Origin of the sequence: Novacetimonas hansenii, assembly GCF_014843995.1 — a bacterium.
Classification (GTDB): domain Bacteria; phylum Pseudomonadota; class Alphaproteobacteria; order Acetobacterales; family Acetobacteraceae; genus Novacetimonas; species Novacetimonas hansenii.
Genome location: NZ_CP062147.1, coordinates 1,911,531 through 1,930,257, shown reverse-complemented (window position 1 = coordinate 1,930,257; position 18,727 = coordinate 1,911,531). Strand labels below are relative to the sequence as shown.

General features: G+C 55.3%; 14 protein-coding genes. 7 read left to right on the top strand and 7 right to left on the bottom strand.

Going from position 1 to position 18,727, the window contains the following annotated elements:
- Positions 1–9: 9 nt before the first annotated feature.
- Positions 10–942 (bottom strand): DMT family transporter, encoded by a 933-nt coding sequence (locus tag IFJ82_RS08400; RefSeq protein WP_075624333.1) that lies wholly within the window; start codon positions 940–942, stop codon positions 10–12.
- 308 nt (positions 943–1,250) lie between these two features.
- Positions 1,251–1,502 carry a hypothetical protein gene (locus tag IFJ82_RS08395; RefSeq protein WP_003619870.1) on the bottom strand — a complete coding sequence of 84 codons (252 nt, stop codon included), beginning with the start codon at positions 1,500–1,502 and terminating at the stop codon, positions 1,251–1,253.
- Positions 1,503–1,726: 224 nt separating this feature from the next.
- Between IFJ82_RS08395 and IFJ82_RS08390 the strand changes: the two genes are divergently transcribed.
- Together IFJ82_RS08390 and IFJ82_RS08385 are read left to right on the top strand one after the other, a co-directional pair.
- Positions 1,727–3,664, top strand: a complete 1,938-nt coding sequence (locus tag IFJ82_RS08390) for an esterase/lipase family protein (protein WP_192263786.1) — start codon at positions 1,727–1,729, stop codon at positions 3,662–3,664.
- Positions 3,661–4,671 carry an Lnb N-terminal periplasmic domain-containing protein gene (locus tag IFJ82_RS08385; RefSeq protein WP_192263783.1) on the top strand — a complete coding sequence of 337 codons (1,011 nt, stop codon included), beginning with the start codon at positions 3,661–3,663 and terminating at the stop codon, positions 4,669–4,671. The genes IFJ82_RS08390 and IFJ82_RS08385 overlap by 4 nt, the downstream gene beginning before the upstream one ends.
- A gap of 210 nt (positions 4,672–4,881) precedes the next feature.
- Here IFJ82_RS08385 and IFJ82_RS08380 read toward each other — a convergent pair whose 3' ends face one another.
- Together IFJ82_RS08380 and IFJ82_RS08375 are read right to left on the bottom strand one after the other, a co-directional pair.
- Positions 4,882–6,243, bottom strand: coding sequence for an amino acid permease (locus IFJ82_RS08380; protein ID WP_003619875.1), 1,362 nt, complete (start codon positions 6,241–6,243; stop codon positions 4,882–4,884).
- A gap of 394 nt (positions 6,244–6,637) precedes the next feature.
- The gene (locus IFJ82_RS08375; protein WP_075596213.1) at positions 6,638–9,097 is read right to left on the bottom strand and encodes a TonB-dependent receptor; all 2,460 of its coding nucleotides are present in this window, start codon (positions 9,095–9,097) and stop codon (positions 6,638–6,640) included.
- Positions 9,098–9,275: 178 nt separating this feature from the next.
- Here IFJ82_RS08375 and IFJ82_RS08370 point away from each other — a divergent pair, with 178 nt between their 5' ends.
- Positions 9,276–9,521 (top strand): hypothetical protein, encoded by a 246-nt coding sequence (locus IFJ82_RS08370; protein ID WP_139313079.1) that lies wholly within the window; start codon positions 9,276–9,278, stop codon positions 9,519–9,521.
- Positions 9,522–10,353: 832 nt separating this feature from the next.
- Here the strand turns inward: IFJ82_RS08370 and IFJ82_RS08365 are convergent.
- The 3 genes from IFJ82_RS08365 to IFJ82_RS08355 are packed head-to-tail and all read right to left on the bottom strand — an operon-like array spanning position 10,354 to position 13,021.
- On the bottom strand, positions 10,354–11,052 hold the full coding sequence (locus IFJ82_RS08365) for a GntR family transcriptional regulator (RefSeq protein WP_225578591.1): 699 nt from the start codon (positions 11,050–11,052) through the stop codon (positions 10,354–10,356).
- 33 nt (positions 11,053–11,085) lie between these two features.
- The gene (locus tag IFJ82_RS08360) at positions 11,086–12,084 is read right to left on the bottom strand and encodes a 4-hydroxyproline epimerase (RefSeq protein WP_192263780.1); all 999 of its coding nucleotides are present in this window, start codon (positions 12,082–12,084) and stop codon (positions 11,086–11,088) included.
- A 43-nt stretch (positions 12,085–12,127) separates the two neighbouring features.
- On the bottom strand, positions 12,128–13,021 hold the full coding sequence (locus tag IFJ82_RS08355) for a dihydrodipicolinate synthase family protein (protein WP_003619884.1): 894 nt from the start codon (positions 13,019–13,021) through the stop codon (positions 12,128–12,130).
- Between the two features lie 73 nt (positions 13,022–13,094).
- On the opposite strand from IFJ82_RS08355, the gene IFJ82_RS08350 reads away from it, so the two are divergent.
- From IFJ82_RS08350 to IFJ82_RS08335, 4 genes are all read left to right on the top strand, one after another.
- A complete protein-coding gene (locus IFJ82_RS08350) occupies positions 13,095–14,372 on the top strand; it encodes an NAD(P)/FAD-dependent oxidoreductase (RefSeq protein ID WP_192263777.1) in 1,278 nt (425 codons plus the stop codon).
- 24 nt (positions 14,373–14,396) lie between these two features.
- Positions 14,397–15,977 (top strand): aldehyde dehydrogenase (NADP(+)), encoded by a 1,581-nt coding sequence (locus IFJ82_RS08345; protein WP_192263775.1) that lies wholly within the window; start codon positions 14,397–14,399, stop codon positions 15,975–15,977.
- Between the two features lie 72 nt (positions 15,978–16,049).
- Positions 16,050–17,672 carry an APC family permease gene (locus IFJ82_RS08340; protein WP_192263772.1) on the top strand — a complete coding sequence of 541 codons (1,623 nt, stop codon included), beginning with the start codon at positions 16,050–16,052 and terminating at the stop codon, positions 17,670–17,672.
- 262 nt (positions 17,673–17,934) lie between these two features.
- A complete protein-coding gene (locus tag IFJ82_RS08335) occupies positions 17,935–18,627 on the top strand; it encodes a GntR family transcriptional regulator (RefSeq protein WP_003619892.1) in 693 nt (230 codons plus the stop codon).
- The last annotated feature ends 100 nt before the right edge of the window (positions 18,628–18,727 follow it).

Sequence of the window (18,727 nt, the reverse complement as noted above, 5' to 3'; positions counted from 1 at the left end):
CTAAACAGCTTATGGACTTGTTTGAGGTTCCCGCAGACGCCGTCGCGCAGCGCGGCGTTCCTGCAAAGCAAGATGTTCATAGCGAACACGCTGGCGTATCCAGTTCAGCATGCCTGAAAATGTCACGACGACAATACCGATAAAGGTCCATCCATCCAGAGCCTGATGAAACAGGAAATAGCTAAAACCCACCGCCCATAACATCTGGCTGTATTGGGGCAGGGCCACCCGGTTGGCGGGGGCACGGGCTGTTGCCACCATCATCAGCAATTGTCCCAACGCCGCCAGGAAACCATACCCGAACAGGAAAAACCACGTTTGCAGGCCATGCGGCCAATGCGCATGCGCCAGCATCAGCAGGCCATCACCCACCAGCGGCCCAAACAGGCTGGACCCGAACAGTGACAGGCGTGGCGTATCATTCCCCGCAAGGCGATAGGCGATAACGCCCACGGCATTCGCAACCGCTGCGATCAGGGCGCACAGATGTCCAAGATGCAGGGCACGCATCCCCGGCCGCAGAACGATCAGAACCCCGATGAACCCGACGATAACCGATACCCACGCCCACGCTGATACCTTTTCATGCAGCAAGGTGACAGACAGCATGGTCACAAAAAGCGGCATGAGGAACATCAGTGACAGGGCTTCGGGCATGGGAAGCAGCATGAATGCTTCAACACTTGCGGCGGTAGCGGTAAAGGTCGCGATCGCACGCACAAGCCACATGCCCGGCTTCTGTGGAGAAAAAATATCCAGATAGGATTCATTGTCCCGCCTGATGAACGGAATGATCAGAAAACCGAAGATCCCACCCGAAAAGGCAACCTCAAACGGGTCAAGCTGTCCTGCAAGCAGCTTGGAAAAAGCGTCACTGATTGAAAATGAAGAAAAGGCGGCGAACGCCAGCACCATCCCCGAGGAAAGAAAGCCCATCTTCATCTGTCACATCCATGATCAGTATTCCGCCCCAGGGGGCTTTACGGGCCAGCAGGCATAAAAACCAGTGCTGTCACACATTACCAGCCATGCATGAAGAATACATCCCATGATATTACTTACATATGAAGAATTATTTTGGAAATAATTTATATATAAAAATAATAAATCCCGCAACCAGCTTCTGTCCAGACGGCCTGTCACCGTCATTCATCCAGGACAGGTGCCACGTGACATATGATGGCTCTGTCCCTGCCATGGCCAGGTCATGCATCGATTATGACAGGGACAGCACCCAAATGGGGAAAAACTCAGTCGGCGGATTTACGACCGAAGATATAGCTCGCCAGCGATGCAGCAGCGAGGATCAGAACCCCATAGACCTTGCATGAGGTCGGGATTTTGTTTTCATGGACCCGTACTTCCCCTTTCAGCGCGCCCAGATGTTCGGCAATCTGTTTGTGCAGTTCCGCCTTGTGCTGGTGAAGGGATTGTTCCACGTGCTTTGTGATGTCCTGAAGGTCTTCAGGGCTCAGCTTGCGTAGGTTTTCGGCAACACTCATGATCCGGTTCGTCCCTGTTTATCATCACTTTGGATATGCCCATGGAATCATTGGGCATATTTTTTATATCGGTTCGGGGGAGATATATTTCAAGCCTTGCCCCTCGCCATGGAAGTCCGATCATTGGCCATGAAATGATGGTGCGTCATTGCAAGGAATGGTTGTAGTGTGAAGACCGCAGGGGATTTTTCCCATTAGTGCAGTTTAGGTACCTGATTTTTGCAATGAAACATAGTTCATCTCGCCATCTCCATCCTTCCCGGCCCCGCATAAAGGGTCTGCCACGCACTGCCGCAATTTTCACCCTGACGATGCTGGCGGCATGCGCGGGGCCGGTTGAGGTCCGGCATGTTTCCCTTGTCAAAAGCTATAACAACGCCCGCCTGACCGCGTTACAGGGGCATGGCCTTGGTCCCAATACGCAGATCGTCCTAAGGCGGCACGGGCTGGCCCCTCTGTGGGAGCGTCATCCCGATCGCGCGATCGAAACCCTGCGTGGGCTGGCGGGCAAGGGCACCGGCGATGAACTGCCAGATATGCTGTTTGCACTGGCGGAACTCAGCTACCGTCAGGGCCTGCGTCACCGGCGGGCGGCCGATTTCCTGGCGGCTGCGGTTTATGCCTACGCCTTCCTCCAACCCGGAGAGGTGGGGGGACCCAGCCCCTATGATCCACGTTTCCGGCAGGCGGCCGATTTCTACAATCTTGGCCTGACGGCGGCATTCCCCGCCCCCGTTGCGATCATAACGCAAAACCGCCTCCTGCCGTTCGGGGATATCGAACTTGGCGCCGACCCGGCACAACTGCACTGGCATGGCCGCCTGCTGGAGAGTTTCCTACCGACGGCCACACTTGCCGTCAGCGGCATAAGCAATGTCTATCGCACCCCTGGGCTGGGCGAGGCCCTGACCGCCCTGGGCCGCCCTGAGGATGGCACAATAGAGGCCACAGGCGACGGGACACAGACGGGCAGGCTGTTTGACGTTTCCACCCGCCTGCGGATTCCCACCAGCATGATGTTGGAAATCCGCAATCCACGCGCGCAGGTACTGACCGGACACCTTCATGGGCGTCTGGTTGTGCATGTCATGGATGACACTCCCGGCGTTTCCATCCCGCCCGCATATGATCAGACAGCCGCCCGCGCCATCAGCCTGCATGAAACTGCATTATGGACCAAGGAATATCGCGGTTTCTTTGATGGCACCACCTATGATGGGACGCAACCACGACTGGTCGCGATGACGCCGCACCGACCGGGCAACATGCCGGTCGTCTTCATCCACGGCACAGCTTCCAGCCCGTATCGCTGGGCCAACATGGTCAACGATCTTCTGGAAGATCGCACCATCCGCGATCATTTTGATTTCTGGTTCTTTTCCTACGCCACCAGCAACCCCATCCCATATTCCGCATGGCAACTGCGCCGTGCCATCACCCAGGCGGTGGACAGTCTGGGCGGCACAAAGGCCGAGCCCGCACTGGGACATATCACGCTGGTGGGACACAGCCAGGGGGGGCTGCTGGCGCGTATGCTGGTTATCAACCCGGGAGACAGACTGTGGGATGGAACGGCGGGACGTCCGCTTTCGACATTTCACCTCAATACCCGCACGCGGCAACTGATCAAGGACACCATGTTTCCGACCCCGATGCCTGAAATACAGCGGGTCGTCTTCATCGCCACGCCACAGCATGGCAGTTATCTGGCCGGGATGTCACTGGCCCAATTGGTTGGCGGTATGGCAAGCCTGCCATGGCGGGTCAGTGAAACCGCGCGCGAAATCGTCACCGGTGCAGGCGACAGCACGCGTCTTGACAATCGTATACCACGATTGGGCAGTGTCTATGCCATGTCCCCACGCAGCGCCTTCATGCGGACGTTACCCACAATCCCGATCATGACTGATGTGCATACGCATTCCATCATCCCGGTCTGTGGCACGGGGAACCCGCTATCCAACGCGAATGATGGCGTGGTGTCGTATGAAAGCGCCCATATCCCAGGAGTGCAATCCGAACTGATCGTACGCCATTCAGAACATTCCACGCAATCCAATCCGTTTACCATCGCCGAAATACAACGCATCCTGCTGCTGCAACTGGCCCAAAACCCTGCTACCGCCCCACAGGGTTCGTCCGTACAGGCCGCAAGGCAATGAACTGGCGCAACTCACTCAGGTGGGGCGGTCATATTACGCTGGTCCTGTATGGTGTGCTGGGGGCGGCGGCAGTCTACTACTCCACCATTCAGCCGGACGTGCTGCGGGTGGGAGGCACCCTGGTTTTTCCCATCCTGCTGTTTGGTAGTGCATGGATACGCCTGCCGCGCCGCAGGCGTATCCTGCGCATGGCATTGGTCGGGGGCATGGGTGTATGGTATGTCACCGACCCGCCGCGCAATGATCGGTCATGGGCACGCGAATATGCCATCCCCGCCGACGCATGGCGCGACGGTAATGACGTCCATGTCCATAATGTCCGTAATTTTCGGTATCGCACGCCAGATGACTATCTTCCCGCATGGTATGATGCGACCTATCACCTTAACGGGTTACAGAGTGTTGACCTCGTCACCTCTTACTGGGCAGGGGACTCCATTGCACATGTTTTCCTGAGCTTCGGCTTCACAGATGGGCAACACCTTGCCATTTCCATAGAAACCCGGCGGCAGGCACGTTTTGCCTATTCCACCATTGCCGGTTTCTTTCATCATTATGAACTGTTCTATGTCACGGCGGACGAACGTGACCTGATCGGCGTGCGAACCGATATCCGGCGCGAACGTGTCTATCTTTATCGCCTGAATCTGTCGGCACAGGTACGTCAGCGCCTGTTCATAAGTTATGTCGATGCAATCCATGACCTGATCCGCCATCCACAATGGTACAATACCCTGACAGACAACTGTACCACCGGCATTCTGGCACGGGCAGGAGCACGACTGCGCTACCGGCTGGACTGGCGCGTGATCCTTAGTGGCCATACAGCGGCCATGGCTTATGACATGAACCTGCTGGGACCGTACGATACCACCCATCTGCCGGATTTTGCCGCCCTGCATGAAGCAAGCCATATCATCCGCCCCCCCGGTGCAACCCCGGGGCCGGATTATTCAATTGCAATCCGTGCCAGCCTGCCGCCCCCTGAAGGAATCGGCGGAAAATAAGCGGCCGTTTTTACGACCCTGTTGATACATAAGAGACTGTTTAAAAACAACCTATTGGTAAGGAATGACAACCCCGTCTGGACAGCGACCTTCGAAGATTTTTAAAAATCTTCGCAAAAATTTTATCATTCCAATGGGGTGTCAGTTCCATATTTTCAGGCAGGCCGCCAAAAGCATCCCATGTTTTTTGATGCCACCCGGTTCCACTGACTATGGATATCCCTGTCCCACCGATGTTGTGCTGGCGCGATTACGGCGACGTGCCACCACCTGCCACCCGTCATAAAGACAGACAAAAAACACGGCATTCAACAGGCTGGCGATGGCCGTCATGCGTTCCGTCGGATCCAGCAGCATTGCCACAAAGACCATGCAGATCCCGCCAATACTTACATATCCCTGCCAGATACGACCCATCGTATTCCTGCGACGCATCATTACAAGGTAACTGACCGCGATCAGCAGATAGACCAGCAAGATGACGCCGCCACTGCAACTTAGCAGGAAAGAGAAGATCACGTTTGGCGACAATATGGAGCAGAATGCGACAACAAGGCCAGCAAACGTACTGGCGATCAGGGCCGACCGCGGGGCCCCCTGTGCCGAATGCCGCGCCAGCAGGGCAGGGGCATTGCCTGAGCGTGCAAGTTCGGCAAGAATACGCGATGTTATGTAAAGGCTGGAATTCAGGCATGACAGGATCGCGCTGAATACGACAACACGCATGATCGTTGCGGCACCGGGAACACCCATGACACTCATGGCGGCAATGAAGGGAGATTTCCCCGCCGTCACCTCAGTCCATGGCACGATCGCAAGCAGCAGCATGATGGATGTCAGGTAAAATACCGTGACCCTGACACCGATACTGCGTGTCACACGGGCAACCCCCACACGTGGGTTAGCGGATTCCGCAGCCGCCACCGTCGCAACTTCGGACCCGATCATGCTGAACATGATCGTCGGTATGACCGCAAGTATGGCCGTAATCCCGTGGGGGGCAAACCCTGCATGCCCAAGGTAATTGGCCCGCACGGAAATGCCTGGCCCAAACATATGCCCCACGAAAAGCACACCCATCACGATGAACATGATGATGCTTGCGACCTTCATCAAGGATAGCCAGAATTCACATTCCCCGAATACATCCACCGACCGCAGGTTGACGGCCATCAGCACAAGGATAATGCCCACCGCCAACAACCAGATGGGCAATGCGATCCAGTCCTGCATCAGCAGACCGCCTGCGATGGCCTCGCTCCCCATTGCGACCACCCAGAAAAACCAGTACATCCATCCCGCGACAAACCCGGACCTGCTGCCATATCCCTGCCGGATATATTCCACGAACGAGCCCAGGCCCGGTTGCTGCATCACCATTTCGCCCAGCATGCGCATCACAACCATAATCAGTCCGCCGCACAGAGCATATGCCAACAGAACCGCCGGGCCGGCCACGGTAATGGCGGAACTGCTGCCCACGAACAGGCCCGCCCCGATGACACCACCAAGGGCGATCATGGCAATATGGCGATTTTTCAGCGTTCGGCCAGAAACGGCATCCTGTGTCATCAAATATCCTTCGTGGGCCACGGACCGTCTGTGGCCCGCCAGAACCGTCTGCTGCCCATCAGGGAAAGGGCGACATCATGTTAGTTCCTGTGTGGTGGGAACGATACCACCTTTCATGGCATATGTCCAAAATCGTAACGTAAATCTTCTTTATATTCTTATGTTTTCCATATTTTATTACATATTTTTCGCTTCAGATCCGAAAAGATATCATGCGAATTTCAGGATTTTATATTCTGAAACTGATGTTACCTTCCATCCCGTTTATTTATAAAATAAAATAAAAAACATATAAATTTATATTTATACAGTAATTAAAATAATAACATAGCCATATTACTCTCCCACACCATGCAGGACATGCGATGGTGTGGGGTAACGATATGCTGTGTAATCAGAAATCGGCCTTGATGGCGCCAAAGGCCATACGCGGCGTGCCAAGCAGCATCGACTGATCACCATAGGCAGATGCGCCATTCATCGGGTTGCCATTTTCCCCCATCGTCGCGATATAGCGGGTATTGGTCAGGTTGGTCAGGTTGAAAGACAAGGTCAGGCCACGCAGGAAACCGCCAAGGCGCGGACCGGTATCGCTGGTCTTCTTTACATGCCATTGCAGGCCAAGATTCGACAGCCAGTAACCCGGAATCCGGTATTCTCCCTCATAATCATAATTACGCTGCCCGACATAGTTTCCATCAATATAGAAACTGAGTGAACGCCAGTCATAGGACAGCCGTGCCTTGTACATGAACCGCGGATAATTCACGACCTGCTTGCCCTTTGTGGCATGTGTGCCGTTGGAATCCGTAATGTTATCGTCATAAACGGCATGGTTGTAGCTGACGCTGTTGGTGATCGCGAGGTTACGCAGTGGCGTTATCGTCAGGGCCGCATCCACGCCATTCATGGTCACGCCGCCCACATTGGCAACACTGGAAATCGGGTTGACCGCAGGACCAGACGTAATCTGTTGCAAGCGATTGTTGAAATTCGTGCGATAGGCATAAACCGAAGCCCCAAGCAACCGGTCATGATACCGATAACCGATGGCATAGGTCCACGCTGTCTCCGGCCGCAGGGTGCTGCGCGCATCGTTATAGGCGGTTTGTGTCACCGCAAACGGCGAGTTGGACAGCTTGAACCCTGACTCCGCATAAGTATGGACATTTTCTGAAATGTCGATGAACAGCTCATGACGTTTCAGGAATGTCCAGTCCACGCCAATATGTGGCAGGAAGGGCTTGGCAATTGTCTGGCTGACGCCACTCGTGATATTACCGATATTGCCGTAATAATCCTGATTCAGATACCCATCACCCACACGTGTTGTATTCAACAGTGACTTGAACCCGAAATGCAGCGCAAGATTACGGATCGGACGATATGTATCCTGCACGAAGGCGGTGAAGGTATTCGTGTTATAGTTCTGGTTGAAAACCTCGGCAAACGGGTCTTTGAAATGTCCCAGTGGATTGACAAGGTTGCCCTGCACGACGCCGTTGACGACATTGGGTTCCGCATACTGGTACATCGGGGACTGATAATCATTGTTTTCATACCAGACGCCACCACCAATATGATTATGCGCGATATCATATGTGACCTGCGACAGCACGCCAAAGCGCCGGATGGAAGGCTGCTTGACCAGTTCGCTCAGGGGGGAGCCATTGGGTGAACCACTATAGGGCGTGGTCCAGGTGGTCTGCTGTGATTCCCCGTGACCATAGGCAGTGGTTGTCCAGCGCACCTTGTCCGTCAATGCCAGGTCGGCCTTGAGATAGCCTACGATGTCGTCCTGGTTGGTCGCCCCTTCGTAATAGGATGCATCCGACGCATCACTCAGGTTGCCATATCCGGCGGGATAGCCACCGCCCTTGTTCTGTGCCGCCAATGCTGCGTCATAGGCACGGATATAACCGCTTGCCCGGCCATTATAATAATTATCGGCATTGGGGCCGAGATGATTGAGAATATCAGGCGACATGTCCTGATATTCCAGTTCATGCAGGTCGCTCCAGTCGAAATAGGCGGAAAGTGAGCTATTATTCCCGATCGGCTGAACCAGCTTGGCATTGACCTGCTGATAGAACTGTTCCCCGTACCCTTTCCATTTATCCTGATCATTGCGCATATAGGATGCATAAAAGCGGGTGCCGGTGCTGTTCAGGTCACCACTATCGACCCGTGCAAATGTATGGAACGTATTAAAACTACCGAAGCCCTGATTGACCGTGCCGCCGAGCTTATGGCTCGGGTCAGTAGTGGTATACGCCAGGGAACCCCCAAGATTATTGGTCGCCGCCACATCTTCGGCGCCCGCTGACTGCGACACGTCAATGCCCTGTACATTTTCAGACGAAACAGCCAGAACGGGATTCAGACCGTTATAATTTCGATATGTCATTTCACCCAGCGGCACACCATCAAGCGTCATGCCGATTTCCTGCTGCTGGAAACCATGCATGAAGATCTGCGTACTCCACGTACTGACGCCCTGCGCATCGGCGGACTGGAAATCCACACCGGGCATGGTGTTCAACGCCGCCATCGGGTTGGTACCCGGTGGCGCTGCCTCCAGCAGTTTCTTGCCAACAACCAGGTGCGCACCATGCACCGTGCGATGTGCCGAAACCGACAGGGCTTCAGGTGCGGCACGTGAACGGACCGGACCGGTATCATGCGTCGTGGCCGTATGATGTGCCGCATGCACGCCCATCGGGCGCATATTGCCCCGCGATGTGGCATGTCCTGTCTGGATCGTACTGGTGGCGGCATAGACCGAATGTGAGGACACGCCCGACAGGACCGTTGTCATCAAAAGCAGGCCTGAGAAAATTTTACGGTTGCTCATGCGTCTGTGTTCCTACCGGGCGTATGGACAGGAGAGGGTCACAACATGCGCGGGCACATCACAGCCCATGGCGGCAACCCGATTTAACAGTCGGTGGAACAGGTCGTTTTCATACAGCATTATTCCTAATCCCTCTGTATATATTTTAGAATACCAAGAACAAAAACATGAAACCCGCATGAATATGAAAGTATTCCCCGAATATGGGCACATGACCAAAGTGTCTTTTCCGTCACAACCACCTGACATCGCTGATGTGTGGAATATTGCAGAAATTGGTATGGCTTCCCCCTTGAGGATTTATGCATCTCAAAGTCAGGATTTCTGTGGGAAAATTGCTTTCATTGAAAGTGTTTCGTTATTTTTGTTTCCTGAAACCCCGCAATTGGTATCGAATATATCGTATACCGTGCATGAAATATAATATATGATCAATACGTTTCCGCATTATTTCGCGACAAAAAAGAGATTGATTTCCCAGATCGTTGCATATTTAACACACATTTTACGGCGGAAAGTTCTAAGAATATGTTTGTTTATTTTAAATAATAAGCAAAGAAAATTCTCATGAATTTTAATGATTTATTCCATACATATAATAATTATATAATGAAATGAAATTATTATAATGAATTATATTCCATGCATATGCTCTGGAATTATATTCCGGTATAACTTGAATCGAAACTACAGCTTTTACTTACAATCCACTTTGCGCGCACATCTGTACAACGACAGACGTCAGCATGTCACCATCCGCCCAAAGATGCAACATCATATATTATATGATATTGCGATTTTTATATATAAAATATTCCATTCATGTCGCGAAATAGGGCGCATTTGGAATAAAATATATGCATATGCCGTTATTTTCATCATATTGGATATGTCAGGCGAACTCTCCGCCCCGTTCATGCTGTTATATCCGGCGTGCCGCAGGTTGAAACAGCACTGAATGATTTGCGGATAATGTCCTGATAAAAAACAATGAATACCGAATCATTTTTCGAAAAAGCTAACTGTCGAGGATATCACGGGAAAGATTCCTCGAAATTTTCAGGGCGTTGCAATTATCTTTCCGACAGTTCCTTGGGGGCTGTCGGAAAAAAACAGGTCCAACAACCCGCTGAAATCATGAATATTGTTGGTCGATATTGTCCTGGAAACGCTTTGAAAAATGTCAAATTCTTGAAAAAAGGCATAGATCAGAATTTTTATTATTGTATTTCAGTGGGTTATCCGAAAATTTCTTATTATGTAGAACCAGCCCGCGGCAGTTCCTTACGCAGATCCTCATGTGTATCGCGGATATGGTTGCGTGACAGCTTCAACAGGGTCTTTTCATCCCTGTCGATCCAGGCCGCCAATATCTTGCCATGTTGTATGTTGGCCTGTTCCGGTCGCCCCATCGGACCAAGATGAAAACGCACATATCGGTCCGCGATGACATTAAGGCGTTCAATCATTGTATAGGTTAACGTGCCCGCCCCAGGGCGGATCAGGGACATGTGAAAGGCGCGATTACATTCCCCCCAATCCCCGTCACCCTGCATGCAGGCATTTCCCACCGCCGCCAGCATGGCGCGCGCATGTGCATGATCCGCAGCCGTGGCATGCCGGCTTCCTGCTACGGTAGCTGTTGGTTCAAGTTGCAGCCTCAGCGCAAAGACCTCGTCCGCTTCTTCCGCGCTCAGTGCATTGACGGTGAAACCGCGATTGACGTGTGACCTGACCAGGCCATCCTGTTCCAGGCGGGCCAGGGCCTCACGCAGCGGGATCTTGCTGATTCCCAGTTCGGCTGCAATCGTATCTTGGCGTATGGGCTCTCCCTCCGCCAATTCTCCTTGCAGGATACGTTTGCGAATCAGGTAGTAAAGCTGATCCGCAATGGTGCGTATCTGCAGCGATGCGGAATGGCGTACGATGCCCATGCACAGGGGGCCTTTATGCAAGATGAAGGTCAGGACTGCAGCGGATGGCCGGTTTCAGACCACCTGGAAACCGTTGCTGAAAACATCTTCCTTATCAATCCAGATCGTATTGAACCCGGTTGAAATGGCGCTTCCCGTAATCAGCGGAACGATCGCCTGATGGTCGCCTACTTTCGTCTTGCTGTCGATACGTCCGGTAAAACGGCTGCGGATATAGCTTTCATGGATGAATGACTGTCCCGGATCAAGGATTCCCTTGTGCGACAGATGTGCCAGTCGCGCCGATGTCCCGGTGCCACAAGGGCTACGGTCAATGGCTTTGTCACCATAGAACACGGCATTACGTCCCTGGCGTGCGGGATCTTCACCCGGTTCCGCCCACAGGACGTGGCTGACCCCCTTGATTGTGGGGTCAAGCGGGTGGACCGGGGTATAGGCCTTGCGCACCAGATCACGGATCACGGGGCTGAGTTCAAGTATACGGCGTGCGCCAAGTTCATCGAGCGTATGGTATGCGCCCTGCGGTTCCACGATGGCATAGAAATTCCCGCCATAGGCCACATCCACCGTCAATGGGCCAAAACCCGGCACTTCAATGGAAATCCCGGTTCTGGCCACCCATGCCGGCACATTGCGGATGGTGACAGACGTCACCCGGTTATGTGCATGTGTATAGGTGATGTCGATTATGCCCGCAGGAACTTCCAACCGCAATTCACCTTCTTTGCGGGGTTGCAGCAGCCCATGTTCCAGCCCGAATGTTACCAACCCGATCGTACCATGGCCACACATCGGCAGGCAGCCACTGGTTTCAATGAACAATATCCCCCCATCCGTATCGGGACGGGTAGGGGGATACAGGAAACCACCGGACATCATGTCATGGCCACGGGGTTCGAAACACAGTCCGGTGCGTATCCAGTCGAAACGCGTCAGAAAATCCTGACGCCGCTCGCTCATGCTTGTCCCGCGCAGCAAGGGCGCCCCGCCCGCGATCAAGCGGACGGGATTGCCCGCTGTATGCCCATCAACACAGAAAAACGTATGTCGCATTGTCATATCCCTGATGTAAACGCGGCGGACGCAGGCGTGTGGCCTATTGTGCGCAGGGGCGCGTGGCGGCCGCTTTTTCCACCATGGCCGTGACTTCGGCGCGACGCGCGCCGGTCAGGGGCATGCGTGGCATACGGACGCGTTCATTGCCACGCCCCATGATCTGTTCCGCCAGCTTGATCGACTGCACCAGGTCATGTTCCGCATCCAGATGCAGCAAGGGCATGAACCAGCGATAGATTTCCAGCGCCCGCGCCATATCCCCCCTGTTCAATGCCGCCACCAGTTCGACCGATTCCTGTGGAAATGCGCTTGTCAGCCCTGAAATCCAGCCCGCAGCCCCCAGGGTCAACCCTTCAAACGCCACGTCATCCAGCCCCGCCATCATGATATAGCGTGCGCCAAACGCATTGACCACATCGGTATAGCGACGCGTATTGGCTGAACTTTCCTTAACCGCAACGATCGTTTTCACATCCGTCAGCTCTTGCAGAACCTCCATGCTGATGTTCACGCGATAGGCGGTGGGATTGTTATACAACATGATCGGCAGGTCGGACGCCCCCGCCACGGCCTTCAGATGGGCGACAAGCTCCGCTTCCTTGGGGACATAGACCATCGCTGGCAGTACCATCAGCGCATCGGCACCAATCCGTGCGGCATCGGCCGCGAACTTCACCGCGCGCGGCGTCGTCAATTCGGATACGCCCACAATCACGGGCACACGCCCTTTTGCCGTTTCACATGCGGCGGCAAGGACCTTCAGCTTTTCTTCGGGTTCCAGAGAATTGTTCTCGCCACATGTTCCCATGATCGTCAGGCCATGGACGCCATCGCCAATCAGATTGTCCAGAACTGTTTGCGTCGCTGTAAAATCGATCGACAAGTCCGGGGCGAACTGCGTGGTCGCCGCAGGAAAAACACCTGTCCACTGCATTGGAACTCTCCACTTGATTTCGATATCGTTTCGTCTATCGTATACGTATTGATTTGGAAAGGACGAAATATCCATGCCCCCAAAATCCGGTCGCGTTGCATCCGCTGTCGTGGTCGGGGGTGGGGTCATAGGGCTTTCGTGTGCGCTGCGCCTGCGACAGAAGGGATTTTATGTCGTGGTCCTGAATACGGGTGAGGCACGCGACGCCGCGTCATGGGGAAACGCGGGACATATCGCGACAGAGCAGGTGATGCCGCTGGCCTCGCCACGCATGCTCCTGTCCGCACCGGGGCGCATGTTCACGCTGACAGGTGGGGCGCTGGATATCGGCTGGCGGCATATTGGTACGTGGTTGCCATGGGGCATGCGCTATGTGCGCGCGTGCGCACCTTCCACGGCGCGACGCGGACACATGGCCCTGCGTGACCTGCTATCGCACGCCATGCCCGCATGGCGACGCATGGTGGGTGATCTTGGTGCGCCTGACCTGCTTATCGACAAAGGGCACCTGATGCTTTGGGATGGGACGACCGACCCACGCCGCGCGATGCGTGCGGTCATGTCGTCCGACCTTGGGAGCGCAACGGCATGTGCCATGACACGGCAGGAACGCGAAAGCCTGATCCCGCTGCTTGGTCATATTCCACGCGCAGGGCTGGCTTTTGGCGGAACAGGGCAGGTCCGTGACCCCGGATTGGTGCTGACAACATTGCAGGACCGTCTGCGCGCGGAAACTGGATGCGAACTGCGACAGCAACGCGTCATCCGGGTTTCATCCGGCCCGTCGGGGGCGCAGGTCATCGTGCAGGATGGCACATCCCTTACGCCTGATATCGTCGTGATGGCCGCAGGGGTGGGGACGCGCGACCTCGTCCATGGCTGGACGCTCCCGCTAATCGCGGAACGTGGTTATCATATCGAATGGGACCATGGCGGCATGCCCGAAGGGCCACCTATGGTTTTTGCAGATCACGCCGTCATCGTATCGCGCTTTGAAGCACGGATGCGGGCTTCGACGTTTGTTGAATTCACCCGTGCCGATGCACCACCTGACATGAGGAAATGGCAGAAACTGGAACATACGGTGCAGAAAATCGGCCTGCCCGTCAGGTCCGGCTTTTCCCGCTGGGTCGGCTGCCGCCCCACTTTACCCGACTACTTGCCTGCCATCGGCCGTATTCCCGGGCTGCCGGGGATCATCGCCGCGTGCGGACATCAGCATCTGGGCCTGACACTTGCGCCATTCACGGCGGAAATTGTGACAGCCATAGCCACTGACGAAGACATATCGCTGAACCTGCATCCCTTCCGCTCGGATCGCTTCGGACGGACACATGCACGAAAGGTATAAAATATGACAGGAGGAAAAGAAAATATGACATTAAGCGGAACCTTGCTGATCGGGCAACGCGATGTCGGGGGTGACACGCATTTCCATGCGATCAATCCCGCAACGAACGCACATCTGGAACCGGCCTTTGCCTGCGCCACGTCCGCAGACGTGGATACTGCCTGCCGTCTGGCGTCCGACGCATTCGATCCCTATCGTGCCGTGTCATTTGAAAAACGTGCGGTGTTCCTTGAACGGATCGCATCCTGCCTGGCCAAGAATGCCGATGCCATCATAGCGCGCGCAGGCGCGGAAACCGCATTGCCCGAAGGACGCCTGCGCGGAGAGATGGGGCGCACAATGGGGCAGTTACGTCTGTTCGCCACGCTGGTGCGGCAGGGGGAATGGAGTCAGCCGCGCATTGATCCTGCATTACCCGACCGCACGCCAATGCCGCGCGCCGACCTGCGCCAGCGCCGTATTGGCGTGGGGCCGGTTGCTGTATTCGGTGCCAGCAATTTCCCGCTTGCGTTCTCTGTCGCCGGTGGTGACACGGTTTGCGCGCTTGCTGCGGGATGCCCGGTGGTCTGCCGTGCCCATCCCGCACATCCGGGAACCAGTGAACTTGTGGCGCGCGCCATCCGTCAGGCAATTCAGGACTGCGCCCTGCACGAAGGGGTTTTCTCCCTGCTGGGTGGGATCGGGCATGAGGTAGGGGAATGGCTGGTAAAGCATCCTGCCATTATGTCAGTCGGTTTCACCGGCTCTTACGCCGGGGGGACGGCCCTTGCGGCAATCGCGGCGCAGCGTGCGGTGCCCATTCCCGTATTCGCGGAAATGGGCAGCATCAATCCGGTCTATCTGTGTCCGCAGGCATTGTCCGCACGCATGGAAACACTGGCGCGGGAATTTGTCGGTTCCCTGACCATGGGGGTGGGGCAGTTCTGTACCAATCCGGGCATTGTCATCGCCCTGGAAGGAGAGACGTTCGAGGCCTTTGTCCACACAGCCGCGCAGGACATCGCCACACGCCCGGCGATGACGATGCTGACACCAGATATCCATGCTGCCTATGATGCAGGGGCGGGGAAGCTGGCGCGATGTCCGGGCGTCACGGTCGTAGGGCAGGGGACGGATGACGGGGCACCCAATCGGGGGCGGCCGATGCTGTTACTTACGACAGCCGCTGACTTTATGCGTGAAAGCATCCTGCGGCACGAAGTTTTTGGCCCGGCCTCGCTTCTGGTTTCATGTCCTGATATCACCACGCTGCATGCCCTGACCGAAAGTCTGGAGGGGCAGTTGACCATGACCTTGCACATGGATGACGGCGACATTGACTTTGCACGGATGCTGCTGCCGGTTTTCGAACGCAAGGCAGGACGCATTGTGGTCAATGCGTGGCCCACCGGAGTAGAGGTCAGTCCTGCCATGGTCCATGGCGGCCCGTTCCCCGCCACCACGGACACCCGCACCACATCGGTAGGGACTGCTTCCATTGAACGTTTCTTGCGGCCAGTCTGTTATCAGGATCTGCCAGACATCCTTCTGCCCCCTGAACTGGGGCGCGCCAACCCCCTTGGCCTGACACGGCTGGTGGATGGAAGGCCACAGGCCGCCGCCTGATCCAGTGTCCGCACCGGCGCATATCTGTCCATGACCTTGTGCGCCACGCATCAACCGGCAAGGAAGTGCGCCATGGCCCCGCCATCACCGACATTCAATCGTTCGCTTTCCCTCCTCGATCTGACATTACTGGGGTTTGGGGCGGTTTTCGGGTCCGGCTGGCTGTTCGCGGCGTCGCATGTCGCGGCGATTGTCGGTCCCGCCAGTATCCTTTCATGGCTGATGGGCGGGATTGCGGTCCTGTTTCTGGGGCTGATCTATTGCGAACTCGCCGCCGCCCTGCCAGAGGCAGGGGGCATGATCCGGTATCCGGCCTATGCACACGGTCCCCTGCTGGGTGCATTGCTGGGGTTTATTACCGTCATTGCCTATTCCAGCCTGATTTCCATCGAAATCATCGCAGCACGCCAGTATGCGGGATCATGGGTCCCCGGACTTACAGCCAACAAGGCAGGGGATCCGACCCTTTTGGGGTGGGGGATGCAGGTCGCGGTACTGGCAGGGATGCTGCGGCTGAATATTTCTGGTGTCAAGACATTCGCATTATTCAACAATATCATAACATTCTTCAAATTCGTCGTGCCAATGCTGGTCATTGGTGTGCTGCTGCTGTTTCTCCGTCCTGATAATTTCACGAAATACGGCTTCATGCCTTTTGGCGGACAAAGCATGGAAAGCGCCGTCTCCGTCGGGGGCGTCATCTTTGCCTATCTGGGCCTGACCCCCATCATTGCGGTCGCAAGCGAGGTCCGCAATCCGCAACGAACCATTCCCATCGCCCTGACGCTTTCGATCTTCCTTGCCGCCTTTGTCTATATCCTGCTGCAGGTCGCCTTTATCGGCAGTGTGCCCGCCCGCATGCTTGCACCACATGGATGGGCCGGTATCGACCGCCTGCTGCCCCTGCCATTTCATGATATCGCCATCACGCTGGGTCTCGGGTGGCTGGGCTTTGCCGTTGTCATTGATGCGGTCGTATCCCCCACTGGCACGGGCAATATCTATATGGGATCGACCACACGCATCATTTACGCATGGTCGCGTTCCGGCACCTTCCTTTCATGGTTTGGGCATCTGGACCCGCGCCATGGCATACCCCGGCGCGCGGCTTTCCTGACATTCGGGCTCGGCCTTTTCTGGATGCTGCCTTTTCCATCGTGGGAAGCACTGATTGGCGTGGTGTCATCCGCCCTGATCATGAGTTATGCTTTCGCCCCGGTTGCCGCCGCCGCATTGCGACACGCAGCCCCCGACCTTGTCCGCCCGTTCCGGGTCAGGTGCATCCGGGTTATCGGCCCGGTTTCCTTCATGATCGCCAGCCTGATCGTATTCTGGTCAGGATGGTACACACTATCTTGGCTGTTATCGGTTCAACTTATTTTTGCGGTGGGGTTCCTCGCCATTCGCACGTTACGCGCCATGGGCAATACAGGCGAAGATATCCGCAGTAGCGCATGGGTGCTGGCCTATTTCACAGGCATGCTTGCACTTTCGGCCAGTGGATCCTTTGGGGGATATGGCTTTGTGCCCCATCCATTCGACGATATGGCGGTGGTCATTTTTGCCGGGCTGATTTTCATATGGGGCGAACATACCGCACATCGCAATATGACATTGCCCGATGCACCCGCCGACATCCCGATGGCCATGACGCCAGATACGCTTATCGCCCAGGAACCTGTTATTTCTCTTTGAAAGGCCGGTTGAAACACTTTCTTCGAAGCATTTCATGGTTCTGAAATCGCAAGATGGCCGGACGGCGGGCAAACCCTTTGACGGCATTGGCAGCGTATCATATAATTTTATATATAATGTATACCAAGGCTCCTGTCGTATAACTTGCCCGCTGCACCATGGCAGGAGAGGGGGAGGAGCCGGGAGCCTATGTCCAGGAGATTGCCATTTCCCCGTCTGCCCTGCGTGGGGACACGACCATCTTGCGAGGGAAAACATCTGCATGCTGCCATCTGCCATCTTTGATGTGGAAACCGGCCAGAAACGTGGTGCCGCGTCAATTGTGGTTGGGGCCGCGTTGCGCAATGCCATCCTGACGGGACAGCTTCCGGCCGGGCAGGCATTGCCGCAATCAGAATTGGCTGGTGGTTTTGGCACCAGTATCATTCCCGTGCGCGAGGCGCTGAAGCAGCTAGAAGCCGAGGGGCTGGTAACGTTCCTGCCCAATCGTGGCGCAATGGTGACCGGCATGACCGAACAGGACATCATCGAATATTCCGAAATCCGCGCCTCGCTGGAGGAAATGGCCGCCCGTCACGCCGTCAGCCACATGTCACGCATGGACCTTGCCCGGGTGGAGGACGCCTATGACGCCTTTGTCGAAGGTGCGGCCAATGCCACCAGCAAACATGATTCCGGCGACCTGAACCGGGCCTTTCACAATGCGATCTATGTCGCGGCACAACGCCCACGCCTGTTGGAAATGATTGATGACCTGCATATCCGGCTCAATCGCTATATCCGCAGCCATCTTGAAATTGAGGGGCGCAAGCTTGTAACCGACAGGGAACATGCGGAAATCATGCAGGCCTGCCGACGACGTGATGGCGATGCGGTTGCGAATCTGACGCGACGACATATCCTTGAAGCTGCCGATATTTCCATCCGGGTCATCCGCGAGCGCGCACAGTCCTGACGATATCAGGGCCGTATATCATCCCAAACGGCCTCCAGACATAATCACAGGCGCCGAAAGTTCCCGGTGAAGCTTTTTCACAAAGCTTCAGGAAACATCC